Annotated in this window: 23 protein-coding genes; 15 read left to right on the forward strand and 8 right to left on the reverse strand. The window is 73.7% G+C overall.

All coding sequences use genetic code 11. The features are described from left to right. Positions 1-141 precede the first annotated feature (141 nt). Together AMK24_RS23205 and AMK24_RS23210 are read right to left on the reverse strand one after the other, a co-directional pair. Positions 142-2,205, reverse strand: a complete 2,064-nt coding sequence (locus tag AMK24_RS23205; protein ID WP_073770801.1) for a SpoIIE family protein phosphatase — start codon at positions 2,203-2,205, stop codon at positions 142-144. A gap of 123 nt (positions 2,206-2,328) precedes the next feature. Next, positions 2,329-3,420, reverse strand: a complete 1,092-nt coding sequence (locus AMK24_RS23210) for a DUF6777 domain-containing protein (protein WP_073770776.1) — start codon at positions 3,418-3,420, stop codon at positions 2,329-2,331. A 290-nt stretch (positions 3,421-3,710) separates the two neighbouring features. Here AMK24_RS23210 and AMK24_RS23215 point away from each other — a divergent pair, with 290 nt between their 5' ends. Together AMK24_RS23215 and AMK24_RS23220 are read left to right on the forward strand one after the other, a co-directional pair. Then, complete coding sequence (locus AMK24_RS23215) at positions 3,711-4,223, forward strand: DUF1990 family protein (protein ID WP_073770777.1); 513 nt, start codon at positions 3,711-3,713, stop codon at positions 4,221-4,223. 58 nt (positions 4,224-4,281) lie between these two features. Beyond that, positions 4,282-5,736, forward strand: coding sequence for a lipase maturation factor family protein (locus AMK24_RS23220; protein WP_073770778.1), 1,455 nt, complete (start codon positions 4,282-4,284; stop codon positions 5,734-5,736). A gap of 42 nt (positions 5,737-5,778) precedes the next feature. On the opposite strand, the gene AMK24_RS34300 is transcribed toward AMK24_RS23220, so the two are convergent. After that, a complete protein-coding gene (locus AMK24_RS34300; RefSeq protein ID WP_199876485.1) occupies positions 5,779-5,955 on the reverse strand; it encodes a hypothetical protein in 177 nt (58 codons plus the stop codon). A 360-nt stretch (positions 5,956-6,315) separates the two neighbouring features. Beyond that, a complete protein-coding gene (locus AMK24_RS23225) occupies positions 6,316-7,800 on the reverse strand; it encodes an SDR family NAD(P)-dependent oxidoreductase (protein WP_073770779.1) in 1,485 nt (494 codons plus the stop codon). A gap of 245 nt (positions 7,801-8,045) precedes the next feature. Between AMK24_RS23225 and AMK24_RS23230 the strand changes: the two genes are divergently transcribed. The 5 genes from AMK24_RS23230 to AMK24_RS23250 all read left to right on the forward strand — a co-directional run bounded on the left by AMK24_RS23230 (position 8,046) and on the right by AMK24_RS23250 (position 12,997). Continuing rightward, positions 8,046-8,942: an RNA polymerase sigma factor SigF gene (locus AMK24_RS23230; RefSeq protein WP_073770780.1), complete on the forward strand. Its 897-nt coding sequence runs from the start codon at positions 8,046-8,048 to the stop codon at positions 8,940-8,942. Between the two features lie 205 nt (positions 8,943-9,147). Beyond that, positions 9,148-10,383, forward strand: coding sequence for a PP2C family protein-serine/threonine phosphatase (locus AMK24_RS23235; protein WP_073770781.1), 1,236 nt, complete (start codon positions 9,148-9,150; stop codon positions 10,381-10,383). Further along, positions 10,373-12,004, forward strand: a complete 1,632-nt coding sequence (locus AMK24_RS23240) for a sensor histidine kinase (protein WP_073770782.1) — start codon at positions 10,373-10,375, stop codon at positions 12,002-12,004. The genes AMK24_RS23235 and AMK24_RS23240 overlap by 11 nt, the downstream gene beginning before the upstream one ends. Further along, a complete protein-coding gene (locus AMK24_RS23245) occupies positions 12,001-12,444 on the forward strand; it encodes a response regulator (RefSeq protein ID WP_073770783.1) in 444 nt (147 codons plus the stop codon). The genes AMK24_RS23240 and AMK24_RS23245 overlap by 4 nt, the downstream gene beginning before the upstream one ends. 97 nt (positions 12,445-12,541) lie before the next feature. Further along, positions 12,542-12,997, forward strand: a complete 456-nt coding sequence (locus AMK24_RS23250) for an ATP-binding protein (RefSeq protein ID WP_073770784.1) — start codon at positions 12,542-12,544, stop codon at positions 12,995-12,997. 123 nt (positions 12,998-13,120) lie between these two features. Here the strand turns inward: AMK24_RS23250 and AMK24_RS23255 are convergent, their stop codons facing one another. Then, positions 13,121-14,302, reverse strand: coding sequence for a PP2C family protein-serine/threonine phosphatase (locus AMK24_RS23255; protein ID WP_073770802.1), 1,182 nt, complete (start codon positions 14,300-14,302; stop codon positions 13,121-13,123). Between the two features lie 86 nt (positions 14,303-14,388). Between AMK24_RS23255 and AMK24_RS23260 the strand changes: the two genes are divergently transcribed. Together AMK24_RS23260 and AMK24_RS23265 are read left to right on the forward strand one after the other, a co-directional pair. Then, positions 14,389-14,901 carry a MarR family winged helix-turn-helix transcriptional regulator gene (locus AMK24_RS23260; RefSeq protein ID WP_073770785.1) on the forward strand — a complete coding sequence of 171 codons (513 nt, stop codon included), beginning with the start codon at positions 14,389-14,391 and terminating at the stop codon, positions 14,899-14,901. 224 nt (positions 14,902-15,125) lie between these two features. Continuing rightward, positions 15,126-15,488 (forward strand): STAS domain-containing protein, encoded by a 363-nt coding sequence (locus AMK24_RS23265; protein ID WP_073770786.1) that lies wholly within the window; start codon positions 15,126-15,128, stop codon positions 15,486-15,488. A 34-nt stretch (positions 15,489-15,522) separates the two neighbouring features. Here the strand turns inward: AMK24_RS23265 and AMK24_RS23270 are convergent, their stop codons facing one another. Next, positions 15,523-16,227 (reverse strand): IucA/IucC family C-terminal-domain containing protein, encoded by a 705-nt coding sequence (locus AMK24_RS23270; protein ID WP_073770787.1) that lies wholly within the window; start codon positions 16,225-16,227, stop codon positions 15,523-15,525. A 244-nt stretch (positions 16,228-16,471) separates the two neighbouring features. Here AMK24_RS23270 and AMK24_RS23275 point away from each other — a divergent pair, with 244 nt between their 5' ends. Next, entirely contained in the window at positions 16,472-17,626 is a 1,155-nt protein-coding gene (locus AMK24_RS23275) for a DMT family transporter (protein ID WP_073770803.1), read from the forward strand. Here AMK24_RS23275 and AMK24_RS23280 read toward each other — a convergent pair. Together AMK24_RS23280 and AMK24_RS23285 are read right to left on the reverse strand one after the other, a co-directional pair. Then, positions 17,596-18,972: a transglycosylase family protein gene (locus AMK24_RS23280; protein ID WP_073770788.1), complete on the reverse strand. Its 1,377-nt coding sequence runs from the start codon at positions 18,970-18,972 to the stop codon at positions 17,596-17,598. The two genes, AMK24_RS23275 and AMK24_RS23280, sit on opposite strands and share 31 nt — an antisense overlap. Positions 18,973-19,779: 807 nt before the next feature. Then, positions 19,780-20,925 carry a S1 family peptidase gene (locus AMK24_RS23285; protein WP_199876486.1) on the reverse strand — a complete coding sequence of 382 codons (1,146 nt, stop codon included), beginning with the start codon at positions 20,923-20,925 and terminating at the stop codon, positions 19,780-19,782. A gap of 150 nt (positions 20,926-21,075) precedes the next feature. Between AMK24_RS23285 and AMK24_RS23290 the strand changes: the two genes are divergently transcribed. From AMK24_RS23290 to AMK24_RS23310, 5 genes are all read left to right on the forward strand, one after another. Further along, positions 21,076-21,384: a hypothetical protein gene (locus AMK24_RS23290; protein ID WP_073770789.1), complete on the forward strand. Its 309-nt coding sequence runs from the start codon at positions 21,076-21,078 to the stop codon at positions 21,382-21,384. Positions 21,385-21,675: 291 nt separating this feature from the next. Beyond that, positions 21,676-23,037 carry a bifunctional o-acetylhomoserine/o-acetylserine sulfhydrylase gene (locus tag AMK24_RS23295; RefSeq protein ID WP_073770790.1) on the forward strand — a complete coding sequence of 454 codons (1,362 nt, stop codon included), beginning with the start codon at positions 21,676-21,678 and terminating at the stop codon, positions 23,035-23,037. Then, entirely contained in the window at positions 23,034-24,257 is a 1,224-nt protein-coding gene (metX, locus tag AMK24_RS23300) for a homoserine O-acetyltransferase MetX (protein WP_073770805.1), read from the forward strand. The genes AMK24_RS23295 and metX overlap by 4 nt, the downstream gene beginning before the upstream one ends. Then, positions 24,254-25,507, forward strand: coding sequence for a sulfite oxidase (locus AMK24_RS23305; RefSeq protein WP_073770791.1), 1,254 nt, complete (start codon positions 24,254-24,256; stop codon positions 25,505-25,507). The genes metX and AMK24_RS23305 overlap by 4 nt, the downstream gene beginning before the upstream one ends. After that, positions 25,504-25,788 (forward strand): ATP-binding protein (locus AMK24_RS23310; RefSeq protein WP_242435225.1); only part of this gene is annotated, 285 nt, incomplete at its 3' end. The genes AMK24_RS23305 and AMK24_RS23310, both read left to right, overlap by 4 nt.

Below are 25,788 nucleotides of genomic sequence, written 5' to 3' on the forward strand. Positions count from 1 at the left end.
CCGGTCCCGGCAGTCAACCTCTTGCGGACCGTCACGGTCAAGCACGGACGCGTCACGTACGGTCACGTCGTCGCGTCGGTGGCGTTCGTCCAGGACGTCGGCGGACGGGGACGGGGCGGGCGGGACGCAGCCGGAGGGGGTTCAGCGGACCGGCACGAGGAATGTGCACCACACGCATTTGCCGGTGCCGCGCGACTCCACGCCCCAGGCGTCGGCCAGCCGGTCCACCAGCATCAGGCCGCGTCCCGACACCCCCTCCTCCCCCGCGTCGCGGCGTCGGGGGAGAGCGCTGGAGCGGTCCTCGACGTCCACGCGCAACCGCCGCTCGGCCCCGGTGAGGACCCGGATGGTGACGATCGCGCCGCCGTCGGTGTGCATGAGGGCGTTGGTGATCAGCTCGTCGGCCGCGAGTTCGATCTCGTCGGCCCGGTCCTTCGCGCCCCAGGCCCGGACCGCGGCCCGGATCATGTGCCGGGCCGAACTCAGCGCCTCGGGGTCGTTCTGGGCGACGTGCTGCTGGAGCCGGCCGCCCGGCTGCGGGGCGTGGGTGGCGCGGCGGCGCAGCAGCAGTACGGCGACGTCGTCCTGGCCGCCGCGCCCGTCGACGGCGTCGCAGAGCCGGTCGGCCAGCTCCTGCAGGTCCTGGGGGCCGTCGGCGACGAGGGCGGTGAGCCGCTGCATGCCCTCGTCGAGGTCGGAGCCCGGCAGTTCGACGAGCCCGTCGGTGAAGAGGATCATCGTCTGGCCGGGGTCGAGTTCGACCGTGCCGACCGGATACTCCAACCGGCCGAACTCGGCCGAGAGGCCGAGCGGCAGCCCGCCCTCGGTCACCACTCTGCGGCAGCTGCCGTCCGCGTCGCGCACCACCGGTTCCACGTGCCCCGCGCGGACCATCTGCACGACCCCGGTGGTGAGGTCGGCCTCGGCGTAAGTGCAGGTGGCGAAGCGGTCGGTGTCCAGTTCGTGGAGGAAGACGGAGGCGCGGGCCATCACCGTGGCGGGGCTGTGCCCTTCGGCGGCGTACGCGCGCAGGACGATCCGGAGCTGCCCCATGACGGCTGCGGCGTGGGTGTCGTGCCCCTGCACGTCCCCGATGACGGCGCCGACCCGGCCGCCGGGCAGCGGGATCAGGTCGTACCAGTCGCCTCCGATGTCCCGGCCGAGCCGGGCCGAACGGTAGCGCACGGCGACCTGCGCTCCCGGCACGGCGGGGATGCGGCGCGGCAGCATCGCCTGCTGGAGCCCCTCGGCCAGGTCGTGCTCCTGTTCGTAGAGCATCGCCCGCTGGAGGCTCTGGGCGATCGAGGTGCCGAGCGCCATCAGCAGGTTGCGCTCGTCGGCGGTGAAGCCCGCCTTCCCGCTGTAGAGGAGGCCGAGCGCGCCGAGCGGGCGGGCCTGGGCGATCAGCGGCATGTAGGCGGCGGAGGTGATCCCGAGGCGGCTGATGCCGGACCACAGGACCGGGTAGGAGGCGGCGAAGTCCTCGGCGGACTCGATGAAGCGCGGGGTCAGCGTGCGGACCACTTCGCTCATCGGGTACTGCTCGTCCACCCGGGTGTAGCGGGTGCCGGGGACGTGCGCGCCCTCGGGGCCGTCGGCCACGAGGTGGATGCGGCCGGACTCCAGCAGGCCCATGACGAGGCTGGTGGCCCCGAGGTGGGCGAGCCCCTGGGAGTTCTCGAGGACGGCGATGACGTCCTTGACGGTACGGGCGTGGGCCAGGGCGGCGGTGGTGCCCTCGACCAGGCTGGTGCGTCGGCGGCGCTCCTCGTCCAACTCGTGCCGGGCGGTGGAGTCGGCCAGCTCCTGGGTGGCGTCGCGGACGATCCCGATGATGCGGCGCGGGCGGCCGGTCCCGTCCCGGCGGACGAAGCCCTGGGTGTGGGTCCAGCGCAGGGTGCCGTCGCGCCGCTGGACGCGGAAGTACGCGCCGTAGTTCACGCGTCCGCTCTTGAGGGCGTGCGAGACCAGCCCGTCCAGGCGCTGCGCCTCGTCCGTCGGGACGCGCGGCGCGAGGGAGGCCGGCCGACCGTCGTACTCGTCCGCGGTCAGGTCGAACACGTCGAGGGCCGGCTGGTCCATGTGCATGAGGCCGGTGTCCAGGTCCCAGTCGAAACTGCCCATGCGGTTCAGGGCGAGGCTGAGGTCCGGATGGGCGGGCCAGTCGTCGGGGAGCGACAGGGCACCCGCTGCCCGATCATCCATGTCGGCCACTCTGCCACCATTTTTCAGATTCTTCTCGTCCGATGCCGTCTGCTTCCCGCCCGTTGCCGACCGGCCGGTCGGCCGTGCGGGCCGAGGGGGCCGGCCGCGTCCCGCACGGTCCGGTCAGCCGGTGAACACGTTGCCGAGGTCCGCTTCCATGGGCTCCTCCTCGGGGCCGGCGGGCTCGTCCGGTTCGGCGGGGAGGACCTGGGTCGGCTCGGGCACGACGTCCGGTTCGCCCTCCTCGTACTCCCACGGTTCGTCGGGCGGCGGGTCGCCGAAGTCGTCGGCCGACTCTCCGGGGCCGGGGTCCGTCGATTCCTCCGGCGCGGAGGGGGCCGGGTCGGACGGGGCGGATTCCGGGGGTGCGGACTCGGTGGGGCGGCCCGGCGACGGGAAGAGCAGCTCCGCGTCGGGTTCGAAGGGCGGCGGCTCGTCCGGGGTGCGGTCGCGGCCCCCGCTGTCGCCCACGGTCCGCTGGATCCAGGTGTTGTCGTCGGTGTCGACGATGATCAGGCTGGTGGCCGCCTTGGCGCCCGGCTCGACGGCCGCGATGCGCGCGGGGTCGTAGCCGGGCCAGCGCTCGCCCCGGTGGGCGGCCTTCCCGTCCACGGCTTCCGGCGGGCCCAGCGGATTGCCGCAGGCGCACCGGACGCGGGGCATCCCCCGGCCGTCGACCAGAACGGCGGTGCCCGCCTGGAGCACGGCCTGGAAGGCGGTGGCCTCCCCGGCGCCGTAGCCGTGGTTGGTCACCTGGGCGTCGACGCTCAGGACGACCGGGGTGAGGGACTTCAGGTAGCCCGGGATCTGTACGGCCTCGATGCCGGAGGCTTCGGCGAAGGCGCGCCCCTTGCCCTTGTCCCCGGTCAGCAGCTCGGTCTGCCGCTCGACGTCGCAGGCGGCGACGGACCGGATGCCGCCGTAGAGCCCCGGGGCGGCTCCGGAGACCCGGTGGACCGTACGGGTGGCGGAGGGCGGGGCGGAGTCCGGGGTGGCGGAGGGCGCGGGGGACGCCGGCGCCCGCGCCGTGGACGCGGTGAACGGGCCGGGGCCGGGGGACGCCAGGGGCTGGAGGAGGACGTCCTCGGCCTCCGCGGTGCCCGTGGTGCCCTTCGCCGTACGGTCGCCGACCTCGGCGCAGCCCGCGGCGGCGAGCAGCACCCCGGCGGACAGGGCGGTGAGCGCGGTCCGCCGGAAACGTCTGGGTGAGCGCACAGAGCTCTCCTGCCTGTCCCTGGAGAACGAAAGAGAACGATCGGGTGTCACCATCTGTGCCGCACCGGGCACGGACCCGCAAGCGGAGGGCCCCCGCCGCCCATTTCTTGAACACGTTCAAGAAACCCTCTACCCTCGACCCGAGAGGTGAACGCGTCCCCGTCCCCGTCGCCGACGCCGCGGAGGACGTCGCGGCCTGCCCGGCCCTCGCCCGCCCCACGCCCCGTCCGCGCGGAGAGCCGCACCGGAACCCGCACCGACGTCCGCAACCGCACCGAAGGCAGGACCTCATGAGCACCCTCACCTATCCGGAGGTCGGCGCGACCCGCCGCGGCCCGCTTCCCCGGGGCTACCACCACCTCCACCACCGCACTCCGGTCGGCCGCGGCGAGGCGGACTTCGCCGCCGCCGGCGCGGCGATCACCGAGTGGCGGATGCACCGCGCTTCGGGGGCCCGGGTGGAGGCGGCCGCCCGGCGCGCGGAGCCCGGCGGACGCGTGCGGGTCTCCCTCGGCCTGGGCCCCCTGCGCCTCACCGCCCCCTGCGAGGTGGTCTGGACGGCGTGCGGGGAGGGGGGCCGCACCGGTTTCGGCTACGGCACGCTGCCCGGCCACCCCGAGCGCGGCGAGGAGTGTTTCGCGGCGGACCTGGCGGACGACGGAACCGTGTGGTTCACCGTGCTGGCGTTCTCCCGCCCCGCCGCCTGGTACACCCGGCTCGCCGGGCCGCTGGTGCCGCACGTACAGCTCTGGTACGCGCGCCGCCTCGGCCGTGCGCTGCGCCGGATCGTCACCGGGGGCTGACCCGGCCCCTTCGCGCGCGAAGGGGCCGCCCACCGGGTGCTCGCCCATACTGGCAGGGATGGAATGGTTCACCGCGGAGGGCTACTGGCTGAGCCGGCTGATCTTCCAGCGGGCGCTGGCCGTGGTCTACCTGGCCGCCTTCCTCTCCGCCGCCCTGCAGTTCCGGGCGCTGATCGGCGAGCGCGGCATGCTGCCCGTACCCGATCTGCTGCGGCGCACCCCGTGGCGGGCCGCCCCGGGACTGTTCCGGCTGCGCTACTCCGACCGCCTCTTCGCCGTCGTCGCCTGGAGCGGCTGCGCCGTGTCCCTGGCCCTGCTCGCCGGGCTGGACGGCCTGCTGCCCCTGTGGGGCGGCATGCTGCTCTGGGCGCTGCCGTGGGTGCTGTATCTGTCGATCGTCCAGGTGGGGCAGGTCTGGTACGCGTTCGGCTGGGAGTCGCTGCTGCTGGAGACGGGTTTCCTGGCGGTCTTCCTCGGGAACGGGGACACGGCCGCGCCGGTCCTGGTGCTGTGGCTGCTGCGGTGGCTGCTGTTCCGGGTGGAGTTCGGGGCGGGACTGATCAAGATCCGCGGCGACGCGTGCTGGCGGAAACTGACGTGCCTGGACTTCCACCACGAGACCCAGCCGATGCCGGGCCCGCTGAGCTGGTTCTTCCACCATCTCCCCCGGCCCGTGCACCGGCTGGAGGCGGCGGCCAACCACATCACCCAACTACTGGTCCCCTTCCTTCTGTTCACCCCCCAGCCGGTGGCGAGTGCGGCCGCCGGGCTGATGGTCCTCACGCAGCTCTGGCTGGTCCTGTCGGGGAACTTCGCCTGGTTGAACTGGCTCACCATCGCCCTGGCGCTCTCCGCGATCGACTGGACCTTCCTGGCCGGGCCGCCGCCGGCCCAGCCCGAGCCGCCGCTCTGGTACACCGGGGTGGTCATCGCCGTCGCCGTCCTGGTCCTGGTGCTCAGCCGCCGCCCGGCGCGCAACCTGCTCTCGCGGCGGCAGGCGATGAACCGGTCCTACGACCCCCTGCACCTGGTCAATTCCTACGGAGCGTTCGGCTCCATCAGCCGGATGCGGCTGGAGGTCGTGGTCGAAGGCAGCGCCGACCCCGCGGACCGGGAGGACGCCCGGTGGCGGGAGTACGGCTTCCGGGGCAAGCCGGGAGACCCGCGGAGGCTGCCGCGCCCGTTCGCCCCGTACCATCTGCGGCTCGACTGGATGATGTGGTTCGCTGCGCTCTCCCCCGCCTACGCCCGCCCCTGGTTCGTGCCGTTCGCCCAGCGGCTGCTGGCGGGCGACCGGGACACGCTCCGGCTGCTGGGGCACAACCCGTTCCCGGACGAACCGCCCCGGCAGGTGCGCGCCCGGGTCTTCCACTACCGGTTCACCGGGTTCCGGGAACTGCGGGCCACCGGCCGCTGGTGGCACCGCACCTACGTGCGGGAATTCCTGCGGCCCGTCTCCCGGCCGCTGCCGCCGGGGCGGGAGGGCGGGGAGACGGGCCGCGGGAAGCGCTGACCGGAGGGCCCGGGCCGTCGAGCAGCGGGGCTACGCCTCGGTTCAGTCGATGCCGGGCAGGATGTGCGGCTCGGCGAGGTCGTCCTCGTAGCCGGCGAGCCGGATCGGGGCGGACCTCGCCCAGACCTCGATGTTCCGCAGCTTCTCGGGGCGTCCGGGCCGTCCGTGGGCCCGTTCGGCGGGGCGGGTATCGCGCTCTGTCAGTTCCGGTGTCGTCACCGCGCACTCCTCTGGGTCGCGTCGCTCGGGGCGTCGCCGACGCTCCGGCACCGATGCCGGAGCGCGACCGCCTCCGAGCGGGGCAGGGATGGTGATATATCGGTCGCGGTGGCGCCGGTTGGGGGCGGAACAGCGGCCGGGTTACCGACCGTGTCCCAGGACGGTCGAGGAACATTCGTGGGCCCCTCGATGACGTCCGTTCGCCTCAGCGTAACCAAATGAGCGCCGCCTCGCTCGATAGAACGTGTGCGGTAGGTCACTTTCAGCCACCGGGCCCATGGAAAACCCGGCCCGGAATTCATCCTGGGCCGGGTCTGCGGTACGGCGCGCGGGGACCGCCGGACGGCGGGGCCGTCCGGGCTACCAGTTCGCCGGGGCGTAGTCCTTCAGGAAGCAGCCGTACAGCGCCTCGCCGCTTTCGCCGCGCACGATCGGGTCGTAGACCCGGGCCGCGCCGTCCACCAGGTCGAGGGGTGCGTGAAAACCCTCCTCGGCCAGGCGCATCTTGTCCGGGTGCGGGCGCTCGTCGGTGATCCAGCCGGTGTCCACGGCCGTCATCAGGATGCCGTCCTTCTCGAACATCTCCTGGGCGCTGGTGCGCGTCAGCATGTTGAGCGCGGCCTTGGCCATGTTGGTGTGCGGATGGCCCGCACCCTTGTAGCCGCGGCTGAAGACGCCCTCCATCGCGGAGACGTTGACGACGTACGTGTGCTTCGCGGCGGCCCTGGCCATCGCCGGGCGCAGCCGGCTGATGAGGATGAACGGCGCGGTGGAGTTGCAGAGCTGGACCTCCAGCAACTCGATCGGCTCGACCTCCTCGACCGTCTGGATCCAGCTGTTGGTGTCGTGCAGGTCGGGGACGAGGCCCCCCGCGTCGATCGCGGCGCCCGCGGCGATCCGGGCCGGCGAGGCGGAGCCGGTGACCAGGGCGAGGTCCGTGACCTCCTGGGCGCTCAGCCCCTCCTTGCGGGCGCCGGGCAGTGCGGCGACCCGGTCGACCGTGCCGCTGTTGAAGGCGCCGATGACCTGGGCGGCGGGCAGCTCGCCCGCGGGCAGCGGGGCCGCCTCGGCGTTGACCAGCTCGCTGTAGGCCCCCGGGGAGCGGCGCACGGTCTGGGCGGCGTTGTTGATCAGGATGTCCAGCGGGCCCTCGGCGGCGACCGAGTCGGCGAGCGCGACGACCTGGGCCGGGTCGCGCAGGTCGATGCCGACGATCTTCAGCCGGTGGATCCACTCGTCGCTGTCCTCCATCGCCTTGAAGCGGCGGATCGCGTCGTTGGGGAAGCGGGTGGTGATCGTGGTGTGCGCGCCGTCGCGCAGCAGCCGCAGCGCGATGTACATGCCGATCTTCGCCCGGCCGCCGGTGAGCAGCGCCCGGCGCCCGGTCAGGTCGGTACGGGCGTCGCGGCGGGCGCGGTTCTCCATGGCGCACGGCTGGCAGAGCTGGTGGTAGAACGCGTCGACCTCGACGTACCGCGTCTTGCAGATGTAGCAGGACCGGGGGCGCTGGAGAATGCCCGCGATCTCGCTGCGGGCGGTGGAGGAGGGCAGCACGCCCTGCGTCTCGTCGTCGATGCGCTCGGCCGAGCCGGTCGCCGTGGCCTCGGTGACGGCCCGGTCGTGGGCGGTCTTCGCGGCGCGGCGCTCCTGGCGGCGACGCTGCTTCACGGTGCGGTAGATCCCGGCGGTGGCCCGGCGGACGAGGATGGCGTCCGGGTGGTCCACCTCGATCCGGTCGAGCTCGTCGAGCACGCTCAGGCAGACGGCCAGCCGCTCCGGGTCGATTCCGGGGCCGAACTCCTCGACGCCGGAAGCGACCTCCGGGCTGTCCTCTGTCACCGTCATTGCCGTTCCTCTGTCATCTTCTCGCCGCGGGTCATGGTTCACCGCAGGCCGAAACACCCCGGTCAAGTCTGCCATGCGCGGGCCACTGCTCCGTTCGAGCGACCGGCCCGGCCCCGGCGGGGACGACCGGCCCCGGGGAGGGGCCGTGGAAAGAAGGTGAAGAAAAACGGAGGAAGGCAGGAATGACTTCGCGGGGACGGGGCAGGCGACGGTCCGACACATTGAGCAGCAAGGAGGGTGACACCATGACGGCGATGTCAATGCAGGCCGCCGGGACGAGTACGCCGCTGAGCGGCGACCGGATCGGTGCGCGGACAGCGGACGTCGCCGGAGAGCTGCCCTGGGTCGAGGACGCCGGGAAGGTCGCCCCCCAGGACGCGCGGGCCCTGTCGAAGATCTTCTTCGACAAGCTCCAGGTTCTGGAGGAGGGCACGCACGAGCACCAGTACGCGCGCAACACCCTGATCGAGATGAACCTCTCCCTGGTGCGGTTCGCGGCCTCCCGGTTCCGCAACCGCGGCGGCGACGACGCCGAGGACATCATCCAGGTCGGCACGATCGGCCTGATCAAGGCGATCGACCGGTTCGACCTGTCGCGCGAGGTCGAGTTCGCGACCTTCGCCGTGCCCTACATCGTCGGCGAGATCAAGCGGTTCTTCCGCGACACCACCTGGTCGGTGCACGTGCCGCGGCGGCTCCAGGAGCTGCGGGTGGACCTCGCCAAGGCGAAGGAGCTGCTCTCCGCGAAGCTCGACCGCGACCCCACCGTCAAGGAGCTGGCCGCCCACCTCGACCTCTCGGAGGAGGAGATCATCGAGGGCCTGGTGGCCGCCAACGGCTACTCGGCCGGTTCGCTCGACACCCCCTCCGCCGACAGCGACTCGGGCCAGGAGCAGCGTGCGTACGCCGACGTCCTGGGCGAGGCCGACCCGGGCATGGAAGCCGTCGAGAACCTGCACGCCCTGGCCCCCCTGCTGGAGCAGCTGGACGACCGGGAGCGCCGGATCGTGCAGATGCGGTTCGGGGCGGAGATGACGCAGGCGCAGATCGGCGCGGAGCTGGGCGTGTCCCAGATGCACGTCTCGCGGCTGCTGAGCCGGATCGTCCAGCAGTTGCGCACGGGGATGTGCGTCGAAGCGTGAGACCGTACGAACCTCTCGGGTTCGGCGCGAGTTCCGGCCGCCCGCCCTTCGGGGCGGGCGGCTTCGTGCCGTCCTCCCACCGCCCCGTCGCCGACGGGGCCTTTCGTTCGCATATGCTTTCCGACGATCAGGCCGGACACACCGCGCCGTCGCACGAGAGGGTGGAGGGTTGACCGAGTCGCCCGTGGGCACCTCACCGCTCCCTATGGGCACCCCCGTCATCCCCGACCAGCAGGTCGGCGTCCCTCACCACCCCGAGGCCCCGCTGTGGAACCTCGACGCGTCGATCCTGTTGGTGGAGGACGACGCGGGTGACGCGTTGCTCGTCGAGGAGATGCTCACCGACAGCGAGCTGGACTCCGCCCTCACCTGGTGCAAGACCCTGGCCGAGGCCCGCGCCTTCCTGCGCACCTCGGTCACCCCGGTCTGCGTGCTCCTCGACCTGCACCTCCCCGACGTCCACGGGCTGGACGCGGTGCGCCAGATCCTGGAGTCCGACAGCGAGGCCGCGATCGTCGTCCTGACCGGACTGGAGGACTCGGGGACCGGGCTCCGCGCCGTCGCCGGAGGCGCCCAGGACTACCTGGTCAAGGGCCGGCTGGGCCCCGAGATCCTCTCGCGCGCGATCCGCTACGCCCTGCAGCGCAAGGAAGTGGAACGGGCCGCCGCGGCCCTGCGCGCCAACCGGCTGATCGCCCAGGAGAACGCCCGGCTGGAGCGCGGGCTGCTGCCCGTGCCCCTGCTGCGGGACGACCGGTTCCGGGCCCGGGCCCGGTACGAGCCGGGGCGCGTCCACGGCCTCCTCAGCGGCGACTTCTACGACGTCGTGCAGACCTCGGACGGCACCGTGCACGCGGTGATCGGCGACGTCTCCGGGCACGGGGCGGCCGAGGCCGCGCTCGGCGTGTGCCTGCGGGTGGCCTGGCGTACCGCTGTCCTGTGCGGTACGTCCCAGGAGGAGCAGATAGCGCTGCTGGAGGAGATCCTGGTCGCCGAACGGTCGGACGCGCACGTGTTCGCGACCGTCACCTCACTGGTGTTCCCGCCCCACCAGCGGCACATCCAGATCCTGCGGGCCGGCCATCCCGGCCTCCTGCTGCGCCAGGGCGACGGTGTGTCCTGGGTGGAGCCGGAGGGCGGCATGGCGCTCGGACTGCTGCCCGGCATGGGCCGCTGGCCGACCGTGGACATCCCGCTGTCCCCCGGGGCGGGCGTGGTCCTCTTCACGGACGGGCTGTTCGAGGGGCGCGACGGACCGGGCAGCCGCCTCGGCGAGGAGGGGCTGCTCGCGATGGCACAGGACAACGGACATCTACCGGCCCACGCGTTCATCGACGCCCTCGTGGAGGGAGCCGCCGAGGGGGCGGCTCCCTACGGGGGCCTCGCGGACGACGTGGCCGTACTGCACTTGGGCTGGGGATCGGAAGACGATGAGCACTGACAGCGCGAAGGACATACCGATGCGGGGCGTCGCCACCCGGTTTTCGGTGCAGTCCTGGGTCCACCTGATCCTCGGCGGGTTCGTCGTGGTCGTCTGCGGCTGCCTGGTGATCGGCGGTCTGGTGCTCTCCCGGATGTCGCAGCGCACCGATGAGCTGGTGGACCGCATCCAGCCCGCCCGGTCGGTCTCCTTCCAGCTCCAGAACGCCCTGCTCGACCAGGAGACGGGCGTGAGGGGATTCGCCCTGACCGGCGACACCTCCTTCCTGGAGCCGTACCGGAACGGCGGGAGGGCCGAGCGTGAGCGGCTGGCCGAGGCGCGGGCGCTGGTGGGGGACGACACGCGCCTGGCGGCGGACCTGGACGCCGTCGAGGCCGCCGCCGAACGGTGGCGGCGGGACAAGGCCGAGCCGTTGGTCGCGGCGGTCCGCGAGAGCGGCCCCAGCCATTCCGGCACCACCGCGCAGCTCCAGAGCAGCAAGACGGAGTTCGACGGGCTACGGCGCGCGTACACCCTCCAGCAGCAGCACCTGGCCGACGCCCGTGACCGGGCGCGGGCCGACCTGGGCGCGGCGCGCTCCACCCGCGACTGGGTGGTGGGCATCCTGCTCGGCGTTCTCGTGCTGACGATCCTGGCGCTGAGCATGCTGCTCCACCGGATCGTGGGCATCCCGCTGAACCGGCTGCGCGCCGCTTCCGAGGCGGTGCGCTCGGGGACCTTCAGCAACCGGATCGAGGTCAAGGGGCCGTCCGACGTCCAGGCCGTGGCCGGGGCGGTGGAGAACATGCGGCGGCGGCTGGCGGACGAGCTGTCGGACGCCCGGACCCGCGAGCAGCTGCTGGCGGACCAGACGCAGGAACTGCGCCGCTCCAACTCGGAGCTGGAGCAGTTCGCCTACGTCGCCTCCCACGACCTCCAGGAGCCGCTGCGCAAGGTCGCCTCCTTCTGCCAGCTCCTGGAGAAGCGGTACGGCACCGAGCTGGACGACCGGGGCAAGCAGTACATCGCCTTCGCGGTGGACGGCGCCAAGCGCATGCAGGTGCTCATCAACGACCTGCTGACCTTCTCGCGGGTGGGGCGGGTCCACGACAGCTGGAAGCCGGTCGACCTCGGCAAGGTGTTCGACCGCGCCCTGGGCAATCTCTCCGCGGCGGTCGAGGAGTCGGGCGCGAGCGTCGAGCGGCCCGAGGACATGCCGGAACTCGTGGGGGACGCGACCGCCCTCACCATGGTGTGGCAGAACCTCGTCGGCAACGCGGTGAAGTTCCGCCACCCCGACCGCACGCCCCGCATCACCGTCGACTGCGTGCGGGAGGACGACGACTGGCACCTGACCGTGTCGGACAACGGGATCGGGATCGCCCCCGAGTTCGCGGACAAGGTGTTCGTGATCTTCCAGCGGCTACACGGTCGCGACGAGTACGACGGCACGGGCATCGGGCTCGCGCTCTGCCGGAAGATCATCGAGTTCCACGGTGGCCGGATCTGGTTGGAGCCCGAACCGGCCGAAGGCACCCGTATCCACTTCACCCTGCCCGTGGCGCCCGAGGCGCCCGCCCACACCACGGCGGAGCTGCTCGCTCCCGCCCTGCTCACCAGCCCGTCGGGAGACCCTTCGTGAACACCCCTGCCCAGCCCATCGAGGTCCTGCTCGTCGAGGACGACCCCGGCGACGAGCTGATGACCCGCGAGGCGTTCGAGGACAACAAGATCCGCAACACCCTGCACGTCGTGCGCGACGGTCAGGAGGCGCTGGACTTCCTCTACCGGCGCGGCGAGTACGGCGACGCCCCCCGCCCCGACCTGGTGCTCCTGGACCTGAACCTGCCCAAGTACGACGGCCGGCAGGTGCTGGAGCAGATCAAGGGCGACCCCGAGCTCTCCCTCATCCCGGTGGTCGTGCTCACCACGTCCTCGGCCGAGGAGGACATCCTGCGCAGTTACAAGCTCCACGCCAACGCGTACGTGACGAAGCCGGTGGACCTCGACCAGTTCATCGCGGCGGTGCGCCAGATCGACGAGTTCTTCGTCACCGTGGTGCGGCTGCCCGGGCGGAAGTAAAATCTGCGGCGACCCCTCGGGAGTGCGATGCGTCGCCTCGGGTAGACGAATGGCGGAAAAGGTTTCCGACCTCACTGCGGCGGCTTGGCTGGAGCACATGAACGAACAGGTCACCTCCCCACCGGAAGAGCCGGGGCAGGGGCTGGCTTCCGCCGAGGTACTGCTCAGCGCCGAGGTCTTCGACGGCGAGCCGGGCTGCATCGCGATGGCCCGTGCGCTCGCCGACGGCTTTCTCACCCGGCTCGTGGAGGAGTGCGCCGCCCCCATCGGGGAGCACACGCGCAGCGACCTGATGCTGGCTGTGAGCGAGCTGGTCACCAACGCGGACCGCTACAGCCACGGTCCCTACCTCCTGGAGCTGGAGGGCAACGCGCGGCTCATCAGCGTCACGGTGTACGACAGCAGCACCGCCATGCCCGTCCTGTACGCCCCCGACCCCTCCCGCCTGGGCGGTCACGGCATGGAGATCGTGGTGGCCCTGTGCGACCGGCTCACGGCCGAGCGGGTGCCGGTGGGCAAGCGGATCCGGGCGGAGTTCCAGCTCAGCACCTGAGTCCGCCGGCGCCGCCCCGGCCGTCGGGCACGGCGGTGGCCCCGGCCGGTGGGCCGGGAACGTGGGGCGCCGCGCCGCACCTCGGTCTTCCCGGACAACGGTCCCGATCCGGGGACCCCCGGCCTACGCGCTCCCCCGGTCGTCCTGCCGCCCGAACCAGTCCAGGCAGAGGACGAGCGCGTCGTCGAGGGTTTCGACGCCCCGGTACTCCGCCAGTTCGCCGAGCAGCGCGCGCGGGACGGTGGCGGCGGGGAGGAGACGGGTCGACTGGATGGCGCGCGCCAGCATGCGGTCCCCGTACACCTCGCCCTGCGGGGACACCGTCTCGTAGACGCCGTCGCTGACCAGCAGCAAGCGGTCGCCGGGCTCCACGTGGAACTCCTGGACCGCGTACTGCGACTCCTGGAACATGCCGAGCGGCAGCTGGGCCTCCAGCTCCACCCGGCGCACCAGGCGGCCGCGCTGCATCCACAGCTGGGGCGACCCCGCGTCGACGACGCCGACCCGTCCGGTCTCCAGTTCGAAGCGGAGCAGCAGGGTCGAGACGTGGGAAGCGCCCCGGTGCTGGTCGTAGAGGGCCTGGTCGGCGAGGGCCGCCTGGTCCGCGATGCCGACGCCCGCCCGGCGGGCGTTGCGCAGGGCGTTGACGGCGAGGTTGGTGAGCAGGGACGCCTGTATGCCCTCGCCCATGCCGTTGGTCACCGCGACGGTCAGCTGGTCGGCGTCGGCGGCCCAGTCGAAGTTGTCGCCGTGTATGGCGTACGCGGGCTCCAGCTGGGCGCCGATGGCGAACTCGGCGGCGGTGCAGGCCCGCGCGGGCAGCAACTGCCACTGCATCTCGGCGGCGAGGGTGAGGCGGCTGGTGCGCCGCGCGCGCCGGTACAGGTCGGTGTCCCGCTCGGCGACCAGGATCTCGTGGCCCAGCAGGTCGGCCACGCGGGCCAGTTCGGCGACCGTCCCCGGGGTGGAGAGGGCTTGGGGCAGCCGGACGGTGAGGATGCCGAGGCGTTCGCCCCGTACGGTCACGGGCAGGTGGTGGTCGACGGCGTCGTCGTGCCGGACCTGCTGTTCGCCGGGCTCCTGACTGCCGAAGGCCCGGCCCTCGGGGCTGTTGTGGAGGGACAGCGGCTGGTTCTCGTCGTCGGGCCGGTCCAGGGACTTGAGGAACCCGAGGCCGTAGTCGGCGAGATGGAGGTCCACCGCGAGGGCGCCGTAGACGCTGATGAGCTCGGTGCGCAGGGTGGCCAGCAGGGCGTGCGGCGCGGCGGCCCTCACGGCGGCCTCGATGTCCGTTCGTCTGTTCACGGTCTCTCGCACATTCTTCGTCCTGCGGCATGGCGGGGGGCGATGCCGGGCTGACAAGCGGGCCCGGCGAATGACACAGTGGGTGGATGCCCCACCGAGGATTCCGCCCGAGCCGCCGTCAGGCGGCCGCCGACGCCGTCGCCGCCTCGGAGCTGCTGGAGGTGCTCTGGGGCCGGGGCCAGGAGTCCGCCGCGTCGGGCACCGTGTCGCCGTCGCAGCTCCGGGCTCTGCTGGTGATCGAGAAGCACGAGGGGACGAACCTGCGGGCGCTGGGCGAGGCTCTGGGCTCGCGGGCCCCGTCCGTCAGCAGGCTCTGCGACCGGATGGAGGCGATGGGGCTCGTCCAGCGGGCGCCCAGCCCGACCAGCCGGCGCGAGGTGGAACTGAGGCTGAGCCTGCGCGGACGCGCCCTTCTCGAAGAGTACCGGGCCCTGCGCGGACGCGAACTCGAGGCAGTGCTGGAGCGGATGGACCCCGCCGCGCTCGCCGCGCTCGCGGCCGGTCTCGCGGCCTTCCACGCGGCGGCTTCGGAGCGCCTTTCCCCGAAGGGGGACACGGACGCCGCCCCCCTCCGCAATGATGTCGCCGACAGCGCCTAGCCTCATCCCGCCCCTGCCTCCGCATCCATCGGCGCTCCGCCGTCGACAGCGGCCCGCGCAACCGTCGGGGACCAGATTGTTACCCGATGGAGAATGTTGTCAAATGGCAACTGTTACTTCTATCGTTACGCCCGTACCCCACCGCGACCAGGGACGGAACCGGGGCCGACCTGTCCGACAGAACCCCTCCCCGTCCCCCTCCCGATCCGCCCGAGGTGCCTTCCGTGCTTTCATCGCCCAACGAAGACCGAGCCGTCAGAGTCCTCACCCGACGGGAGCGGGGTGCTCTGGTCCTCGCGGTCTCGGGGGACCTCGACATCGACAGTGTCGGCCCCCTGGGCCAGGCTCTCGCCTCGGCGGTCGACGACGGTTCCGGACCGGTGGTCGTGGATCTCTCGGGCGTGGGGTTCGCGGACTCCACGGTGGTGAACGTGCTTCTCCAGGGACACACCGCCCTGGGCGACCGGATGCGGCTGGCCGACCCGTCCCCCTTCATGCGGCGCCTGATCGGCATGATCGGCCTCGACAGCGCCGTGCCGGTGCTGTCGTCGGTCGACGAAGCCATAGACGCCGTCCTGCCTTCCTGAGGCTCCGGGCCGCGCCGACCGCGACGCCGAGCCGCTACCGGCCGGGTGCGGCCCGTCCGGGCGCCCGGTCGAACACGCAGTCCCCGCACAGCCCGCCCTCGGGGCAGCGCCAGTACAGGCAGCAGCTGCGCCGCCGGAACGCCGGCCCGTGCGGGGCCCCGGCGCCCCCCAGCACCTCGTCGTCGAAGAGTTCGGCTGCCAGCGCCCGCGCCCGCTCGGCCACCTCCGGCCGATCGTGGGCGTCGGCGTAGGCGACGAGTTCGCGTACGGCTCCGGCGAGCGCGGACCCCGCGTTGCCCCACAGGAGCCGCGGAGAGATGTTCCCGTCCCGCCGGAACGCCTCGGCCAGCGGGACCAGGTGCCCGTACTGGACCTGCTCGCGGACGCTGTCCGCCGTTCCGGGCAGCTCCTGGGCGCCCGCCAGCCACAGGTCCTCGGGCGAGGTGGACAGCGGATCCCAGTGCAGGAGGCCGGGCGTCAGCGCCGGGATCCGCCCGAAGAGCGCGGCGGGGCCGAGGGCGAGGGACCACAGCCGGGCGGCCAGCCCCAGGTGGGCGATCGAGGCGGCGACCCTGCGCTCGGGGGCCGCCAGGCGGGCCGCGACCGTGTCGACCCGCGCGGCCAGCGGCCCGTTCCCACCCGCGTACAACCGCTCCAGCGGCTGGTGTCCGCCGCCCGGCACGGGGGCGGTCCGCAGGGCGAAGAACCCGCCGACCGACGCCAGCAGCACCAGGTCCATGCCCCGCTCCCCTCGGTCCGCGGCCCGCCTTCCGTCCGCTCCCGCGACCGGTCCGCACGGACACCGGCCGTGTCGTCCGCGCGGCTCACCGTATCCGCCGGGCGGCGACTTCTGACGACCGGGGGCGGCGGGGCTACCGTCGAGAGGAGGACGTCGCTCCGAGAGGCGTACTCCTGGGGCAGTACGCCGAAGTGCAGTCTCAAGGACGACGACGCGGGGCCCCGGACGGGACATCGTGGTGTACATGAGTTCCCTTGCGCTGTCCGTGCTGCTGTCGCTGGTCTCCGCGGTCGCCTACGCGGCCGGGGCGATCATCCAGGAGCGCGTGGCGGCGACCGGTGACGACGCGTGGCGCGCTCTGCTGCGCAACGGCGTGTGGTGGACCGCCGTGGTGCTCAACGGGGCCGGGGCGGTCCTGCACGTGGTGGCGCTCGCCTACGGCCCGCTCAGCCTGGTCCAGCCGCTCGGCGCGCTGACGATCGTCTTCGCCCTGCCGCTGGCGGCCCTGTTCGTCGGGCGGCGGGCGGGGGCGGCCGCGTGGCGCGGCGCGTTGCTGGCGACGGCGGGGCTCGGCGGGCTGCTGGCGCTCACGGGGGACGCGGAGCCGCACACGCTGAACGGTTTCGAGCAGCTGCTGCTGGCTTCGGTGACGTTCGGGGCCGTCGCCGTACTGGCGGTGTTCGCGCGTACGGTGCGGCGGCCGGTCCTGCGCAGCCTCGTCCTGGCCACGGGCGCGGGCGGGGCGTTCGGCATGGCCTCGGTGTTCACCAAGACCGTGGCCGTGGAGTGGACGTCCGGTTCGGTGCGCTCCGGTGTGCTGCCGCTGCTGGCGATCGCCGGTCTCGCGGCGGCGGGCCTGTTCCTGTCCCAGGCCGCCTACCGGGGCGCGGGGCTCACGGCCCCGCTCGCGACCGTGACGGTGGTCAATCCGCTGGTGGCCGCCGCGATCGGCATCACGCTGTTCGGCGAGCATTTCCGGCTCGCCGTCCCGGGGACCGCCCTCGCCCTGTGCTGCGGAGCGCTCGCCGCCGCCGGCCTGATCATGCTGACCCGGGAACGGCTGGACAGGGAGCACACCGAGGAGGCGCGGGCCGGCACGGTGGACTCGGGCGTCCGGCGCGCGGCCCCGCCCGGCGCCCCCGCCGCGGAGGAAGCCGTGCCTGCGGCGAACGGGCCGGAGGAGGAGCGGCGGACCCCGCCGCCACCGGTCGCTCCGGGCCCCGCGTCGGGGACGCGTGCGGCACCCGGGTCGTCACCGCTGCCGCCGGGGCGGGCGGTGCCGCGGATGGAGTTCGGTGCGCCGGCCGCGCCCGGCGGGCGGCGGCGCACCGGGGCGACCCTGCGGCGCCCCGCGTCCGAGCGGACGGTTCAGACCCTGACGCCGCCCGCCCGGAGGTAGGCCAGCGGGTCGACGTCGGAGCCGTACCCGGGGCCCGTACGGATCTCGAAGTGCAGGTGCGGGCCCGTGCTGTTGCCCGTGGAGCCGGAGCGGGCGATGCGCTGACCGCCGGAGACCGTCTGGCCGGCCCGCACGTGGAGCGCGGAGAGATGGGCGTACTGGCTGTACTTGCCGTCGCCGTGCCGGATGACGACCTCGTAGCCGTACGCTCCGGCCCAGCCGGCCGAGACGACGCGTCCCGGGGCCACGGACTTGACCGACGTCCCGGTGGGCACGGGGAAGTCCACGCCCGTGTGGTACCCGCTGGACCATCCGCCGGCCTGCCGGTAGGGGGTGCCGGTGCCGGCCGCGACCGGGGCGCTGAAACCGGAGTGCTTCACGGCGCGCTCCGGGGCGGGCCGCTCCTTCTTCGGGGCTTCCCGCTTCGGCGCTTCCCTCTTGGGGGCTTCCTTCTTCGGCGCCTGCTGCTGCGGGGCCGCCCTCTCGGGGGCCTGCCGCTTCGGGGCTCCCTGCTTCGGGGCGGCCTGCGCGGGCGCCTGCTTCCCGGATCCGGCGTCGGACCGGTCCGCCTTCCTCGCTCCGGGGGCGGCGGCCCGGGGCCCGGGCTCGGCTTTCCGCGCGGGCTTCGCGGCCTGCCGCCCCTCCCCCGTCTTCGACGCCTGGCTCCCGTCGAGGCTCAGCCGTTGTCCGGGGAAGATCAGGTCCGGGTCGTCGCCGACGACGGTGCGGTTGGCGGCGTAGAGGCCCTGCCAGCCACCGCGGACCCGCTGGGCGGAGGCGATCCCGGAAAGGGAGTCGCCGCTCGCGACGGTGTACGCGTCGCGCTTGCCCGGTACGTGGGTGGGCGTCGCCTCGGCGGGGCGGGCGTTCGGCCGTGCGGGCGCGCTCTGCGGCGCGGCCTGGACGGGGCGGCTTCCGGCGCTCTGCGCACCGGCGCCCGGGCCCGGCGAGGTCTCGGGCGCGTCCCCGCCCCGGGTCAGCCCCGCGCGTACGGAACAGGTGGGCCAGGCGCCGGGGCCCTGGCCGTCGAGCACCCGCTCGGCGACGGCGATCTGCTGGTCCCGGGTGGCGAGGTCGGCGCGCGGCGCGAACTCCGGACCACCGTAGGCCGCCCAGGTGGATCCGCTGAACTGGAGCCCGCCGTAATAGCCGTTGCCCGTGTTGACGGACCAGTTGCCGCTGGACTCGCAGGCGGCGACCTTCTCCCAGACCTCGCTCGGCGCCGCCCCGGCCGAGGCGGCGGTGATGAGCGGGAGCGCGATGCCCGCGCCGCTCGCCGTCACCGTGAGCGAAGCACGGTTGATGCGGCTGGGCTGATATCTGCGGTGCCGTCCGGTCGCGGCCATGCGTGGCTCCCCCACTGGCTTCGGTACATCTCGCAAAGGGCAACGTAGGTCCGCACGGTGACTGATCACAAGCAAAACGTGGTACTCGGCCGCCCGCGGCCGGACGGTGGCCGGATTCCGCCGTGATCCGCGGACCGGAGCATGGCGCGGCGTTCCCGCCGAGGACGCCTCGGTGACCCGCGCGGTCGAGCTGGCGAACCAGCACCGGTACCTCAGGCAGGGCACCGGCCCCTGTGCGGGCTGCGCCGCCCCCGTGACGGGCGGCGTCGGCACGACCGGAGGCGGCGGCCGACGGTGAGCGAAGGCGCCGGAAGCCCCCGGCCGACGCCCACGGCGGGCTTCGGCACGGCGGCCGGAAGCCCGAAGGCGGCGACCGGCGAGATCGAGGGCGTGCCCGCTGGACGAGCACGGCATGTGCGCCAGGAAGACCGGCACGTCGGCCGTCATCCGCCGGAAGGCGGCGGCCTCGGCTTCGGACGGTCCGCCGCCCTCCCCGGCGTCGGCGGGGACCGGGGCGGGCCGGCCGGCGTGCGCGTCGTCCTCGGCCGGGCGACCGGGCACGGCCGAACCGCTCGGCAGGAGAACAGCCCGCTGCGGCCAGGGGGTTCCGTGGCCGCAGCGGGCCGCCTCCGCGCGGCCGGGGGGGAGGAAGCGGCCCCGCACGGGGCGGGACCGTTCGCCCGCGCCTTCGCCGGGCCGACGCGGTTCGCCCGCCTCGAGCCGACGAGGCAGCCGCCGGGCCCCCTCACGAGCCCGGCGCCCTCGGCAGGAGGCCTGCCGCCGGGGCGGCGTGGCGCCTCCCCCGGCTCAGGCGGTGTGCAGCCTCAGTCCGTACCGGTTGAGGATCTCGTTGACCGGTTGGTACCAGGTCTCCCCGCCGGAGGAGCAGTTGCCCCAGCCGCCGGAGGTGACGCCCTGGGCCTGATCGCCGCTGATGAACGAACCGCCGGAGTCGCCGCCCTCGGCGCAGACGCTCGTCTTGGTCATCTGATACACGGCGCCCTGGCTGTAGTTGACGGTCTCGTTCTTGGCGAGGACCCGGCCGCAGTGCCAGCGCGTGGTGGAGCCGGAGCGGCAGACCGACGCGCCGACCGGCGCCTCGTTGGAGCCGCGGACGAGTTGGTCGGAGACGGTGCCCCAGCCGAGAACGACCGGCACGGTCCACCAGCCGTTGGCCACGTTGACCCAGGCGTAGTCGTTTCCGGGGAAGGACGAGCCCTGGAAGTTGCCGATGGCCGAGCCGTCCCAGCCGCGCACGGACTGGCCCGCGCCGCCGCAGTGCCCGGCGGTGACGAAGCCGCCGTGGACGGAGAAGCCGATCGAGCAGCGGACGTTGCCCGTGTAGTACGGGTCGCCTCCGACCGTTCCCGCGGCGAAGGTCTGCGGCGCCTCGGCGGTGGTCGCCACCGTCACGGGGCCGGTCTCGCGGGCCTTGGCCACGAAGGCGCGGACATCGTTGTCACGCCGCTCGGAGGCGACGACGTTGACGACGACCCTGCTGCGCGCGGGGTCCACGTGCCAGCTGCTCACCCCGGCCGGTGCGGGCAGGGCGTCGATGCGGGCCTTCGCCGCGTCGAGCCGAGCGGCCGAGTGCTCGACGATGCGGACGGTGGCGCCGGTGGCCCGTACGGCGTCGGCCTTGGCGGCGTTCGTGACGCCGACGACCAGCTTGCGGGAGTTCGCGTCGATCCAGGCGCCGCCGAAGGCGGAGCCCGCCGCGCGCTGCGCCTTCGGCTCCAGGGCGGTGGCCGCCTTCTCGTCGGCGAGCCTGGCGACGGCCTCGCTCTCGCTGATGCCGAAGTCGCGCTGCATCGCGGCGAGCAGGGCGGTGGAGGCGGGGGCCTGCGCGGATTCGGCGGGGGCGGCGGAGGCGGACGACGGGGCGGCGGCGGCCCAGGCTCCGACGAGCAGGAGCGCGGACAGGCCGGTCCGCAGCAGGGTTGCGTGTCTCAAGGGAGTGGCCCTTCCTGTTGTTCCAGCGACGTGGGGGTGGAACGGGAGGCGTCCGGGAGTGCGCGTCGGCCGTGCCGCGTGAGAGCGCTCTCAGATGCGCCGTCCCGGACTGTAGCGGAGTTCGAAAGTCAGGTCCATGCCAATGACGCGATGGGCCGGAAGGCGGTGCGCGACGTCTTCGGCCCCGGGCCGGGGGCGAGACTCCGTACGCGCCTGTCGGGCGCGGCCGCGAAGAAGACGCACTTCTGCCACGAGATGCACGTCCTCGGCGTCCGGACGAGACGCCCGGGCCGGGCGGCCCCCCTGTGGGCGAGGGAGCTGCCGACGCTCCACGTGGACCGGCTCCTGGGCCGTACCGCCCTCTTCCCGGACCGCGTACGGGGACGTCCGGAGGGGCTCGTCGGGCCCGCGCCCGAGTGGGCCGGCCGCCCGAGCACCGAGGCTCCGGCTCCCCGCTGAACCCTGACGCCGTACCCGCCGCCCGCTCCACGCGCGGCGGGTACGGCGCTCCCGCGGGCGTCCCCGTCGCGGCGGACGGTGTGCGCCGCCCCGGCCTCGGCACTCGGGCGGCGACAGCGTGGCGGGCCGCGTCACCGCCGTACGACGTGTGCTGCGTGTTCGTTGCCGCCGTGTTGCGGGACGTGACGGGCCGTTGCGGGTTCGTGGCCATACGGACGAGGCGCTTTCGGGGTGGGGGCGGGCGGCCTACGGTCCGTACCCAGACCGTCACCACCCCGTGCGAGGAACCACATGAGCCAGCCGCTCGACTCCGTCACCGCAGGCCACACCCCCGAGGGCCAGGGCCGCGACGTCCCGGGGGCCGCCTGGTCGTTCGAGACCAAGCAGATCCACGCGGGCGCCGTCCCGGACCCGGCGACCGGCGCCCGCGCGGTGCCGATCTACCAGTCGACGTCCTTCGTCTTCCGCGACACGCAGCACGCCGCCGACGTCTTCTCCCTGGCCGAGCCGGGCAACATCTACACCCGTATCCACAACCCCACCCAGGACGTCCTGGAGCAGCGCGTCGCCGCGCTGGAGGGCGGCGTCGCGGCCGTCGCGCTGGCCTCGGGGCAGGCCGCCGAGACGCTGGCGATCCTGACGCTGGCCGGGGCCGGGGACCACATCGTGTCCTCCCCCTCGCTGTACGGGGGTACATACAACCTCTTCCAGCACACGCTGCCGCGCTTCGGCGTCGAGGTGACGTTCGTCGAGGACCCCCAGGACGTGGAGGCGTGGCGGGCGGCGGTCCGGCCCAACACGAAGGCGTTCTTCGCCGAGACGCTCGGCAACCCGCGCGGCGACGTGCTGGACGTCCGGGCCGTCGCGGACGCCGCTCACGGGTCCGGGGTGCCGCTCATCGTGGACAACACCGTGCCGACCCCGTTCCTCCTGCGGCCGATCGAGCACGGCGCGGACATCGTGGTCCACTCGGCGACCAAGTTCCTGGGCGGCCACGGCACGACGATCGGCGGGGTGGTCGTGGACGCCGGGACGTTCGACTTCGGGGCACATCCCGAGCGGTTCCCCGAGTTCCACGAGCCCGACCCGAGCTACCACGGGCTGCGCTACTGGCCCGACCTCGGCCCGAGCGCGTTCGCGGTGAAGCTCAGGGTGCAACTGCTGCGCGACCTGGGCCCCGCGCTGTCGCCGCACTCGGCGTTCCTGCTCCTCCAGGGCATCGAGACGCTCAGCCTGCGGCTGGAGCGGCACACCTCCAACGCGCTGGAGCTGGCGCGCTGGCTGGAGCGGCGCGACGAGGTGGCGGCCGTGCACTACGCGGGTCTGGAGTCGAACCGCTGGTACGAGGCCGGGCAGCGCTATCTGCCGCGCGGCGCCGGGGCCGTGCTGGCCTTCGAGCTGACAGGCGGGGCCGAGGCGGGCCGGCGGTTCGTGGACGCCGTCGAACTGTTCAGCCACCTCGCCAACATCGGGGACGTGCGGAGCCTGATCATCCACCCGGCCTCCACCACGCACAGCCAGCTCACCGAGGAGCAGCTGATCGCCACCGGGGCCACGCCCGGCCTGGTGCGGCTGTCGGTGGGGCTGGAGAACGTGGACGACCTCAAGGCCGACCTGGAGGCGGGCTTCCGGGCTGCGAAGGCGGCGTCCTGAACCGTTCGGCCCCGCACCGCGCGCTTCCTCTTCCGCCCGCCTCCGGCGGCCGGCGGGAGGGGGATCCGCCCGGTCGTCGCCGCTGGGCGGCGATCGGCGACCCGCTGCCCCTGGAGTCCGGCGTCCGGCTGCCGGGGGTGCGCCTGGCGTACGAGACCTGGGGGCGGCGGGCGGCGGACGGATCGAACGCCGTGCTCGTGCTGCACGCACTGACGGGCGACAGCCATGTGGCGGGCCCTGCCGGTCCGGGCCATCCCACACCCGGTTGGTGGGACGCGCTCGTCGGCCCGGGCCGTCCGATCGACACCGACCGCTGGTTCGTCGTCGCCCCCAACGTTCTGGGCGGCTGCGGGGGCAGCACCGGCCCTTCCTCCCCGGGGCCCGACGGCACGCCGTGGGGTTCCCGGTTCCCACGCCTGAGCGTGCGGGACCAGGTGGCGGCGGAGGCAGCGCTCGCCGACGCCCTGGGAATCGGCCGGTGGGCGGCCGTCGTCGGCGGGTCGATGGGCGGCATGCGGGCCCTGGAGTGGGCGGTGAGCAGGCCGGAGCGCACCGGTGCGCTGCTCGTGCTCGCCGCCCCGGCGGCCGCCTCCGCCGAACAGATCGCCTGGGGGACGGTGCAGATCGGTGCGATCCGCTCCGATCCGGGGTGGCGGGGCGGCGACTACCACCGGGCCGCCCCGGGCGACGGCCCGCACCGGGGCCTGGGGCAGGCGCGCCGCATCGCCCACATCACCTACCGGAGCGAACCGGAGCTGGCCGCCCGCTTCGGCCGGGAGCCGCAGCCCGGTGAGGATCCGGCGCACGGAGGCCGCTACCGCGTGGAGTCCTACCTCGACCACCACGCGGACAAGCTGGTGCGCCGGTTCGACGCCGGAAGCTATGTGACGCTCACCGAGGCGATGAACGGGCACGACGTCGGGCGGGGCCGGGGCGGGATCGCCCGCGCACTGCGCCGCGCGGAGCTGCCCGCCCTCATCGCGGGCGTCGACTCGGACCGGCTGTACCCACCGGCGCAGCAGGAGCTGCTGGCGGAGCTGCTGCCGGGGGCGGACGGCGTGCGCACCATCGTCTCGCCCCGCGGGCACGACGGGTTCCTCGTCGAGACGGGGCAGGTGGGCGTGCTCGTACGGGAGTTGCTGGCGCGGGCCCCGCAGCCCCGGCCCGGCTCCCCCTCTTCCCTCCCCTCACATCACCAGACCCCCGAGGAGCTTCCATGAGCCCGGCACCGACCGAGGACGCCTACGACCGGATGCGGACGCGGCAGTGGTCCCGCGGCCGGGCCCGTTCAGCCGGGATCGACCGCCGCGACCTGCTGAAGCTGGTCGCGGCGGCCTCGGCCGCCGTGCCGTTGGCCTCGCTCGCCGCTCCGGCGCGGGCGGCCGGCGGGCTGCCCGGGGTGGTGAAGCCGCTGCCGCCGGAGCTGTTCACCCTGCGCGGCACCAACGCGGAGACGAACTTCGCCGCGCTGCGGGGCACCGGCCGGCTCACCCCCGCCGACCGGTTCTTCGTCCGCAACCACACCTCCACCCCGCGCATCGACCGGGACGCATGGCGGCTGACGGTCTGGGGCGACGGGCTGCGCGGCGGGCCGGTGGAGTTCGGCTTCGCGGATCTGCTGGGGCTGCCGGCGGTGACGCGTACGGCGTTCGTCGAGTGCGCGGGCAACGGGCGCGGCTTCTTCACCTCGCAGCAGGGCCAGGCGGTCACCGGCACCGCGTGGACGCTCGGCGCGATCGGGACGGCACGCTGGCGCGGTGTGCGGCTGGCGGACGTGCTGCGCCGGGCGGGGATCGGGCGGCACGCGGTGGACGTGCTGCCGCGCGGTCTGGACGCCGAGGTCGTCAGCGACGGGGTGAACCTGGGCCGGGTGCGCCGTCCGCTGCCGGTGGCGAAGGCGCTGGACGACGTCCTGCTCGCGTACGAGATGAACGGCGAGCCGCTGCCGCCCGACCACGGGTTCCCGGTGCGGCTGATCGTGCCGTCCTGGGTGGGCATCGCCCACATCAAGTGGGTCGGCGACATCGAGGTGAGCGCCGAGCCGCTGCTGACGCCGTGGAACACCGGTCTCTACCGGCTGTTCGGCCCCGAGCACCCGCCCGGGGGCAGCGCGCCGCTGACCCGGCAGACGTTGAAGAGCGCGTTCGAGCTGGCCCCGGGAGCCGTGTTCCCCGCCCACCGGCGGGCACTGCTGACCGGTCGCTCCTGGTCGGGCGGGGCCCCCGTGCGGACCGTGGAGATCAGCACGGACGGGGGCGCGCACTGGCGGCGGGCCCGGCTGCGGGACGCGCCGAGGGCCGGGAGCTGGGTGCGCTGGACGGCGGACTGGACGCCGGGCGAGCGGGGGCCCGCCGTGCTGCTCGCGCGGGCGACGGACCGTTCGGGGCGCACACAACCGGTGGCCACCGCGCACAACACCCAGGGCTATCTGTTCGACGCGGTGGTGCGGCATCCGGTGACGGTGAGCTGAGCCCGGCTCGGATCCCGGCCCGGGGCGGATCACGCACACCGCTTCCGTGGGACGGGGAGCGCGCGTCGAGGGCCGGGGCTCCGCGCGACCTCCTCGGTCGGCAGGGCGTGCCGATCGAGGACGACGTCCTACAGGGGTTGCTGCTGATCGTCTCGGAGCTGGTCACCAACGCCGTCAAACACGCGGCGCTGCTCTCGCCCGAGCTGGCCGTGGAGGTGGCCGTCGCCGCCGACTGGGTCCGGGTCTCGGTCGAGGACGACCACCCCTACCGCCCCACCGCC

It is taken from the genome of Streptomyces sp. CB02366, from assembly GCF_001905905.1.
Classification (GTDB): Bacteria; Actinomycetota; Actinomycetes; order Streptomycetales; family Streptomycetaceae; genus Streptomyces.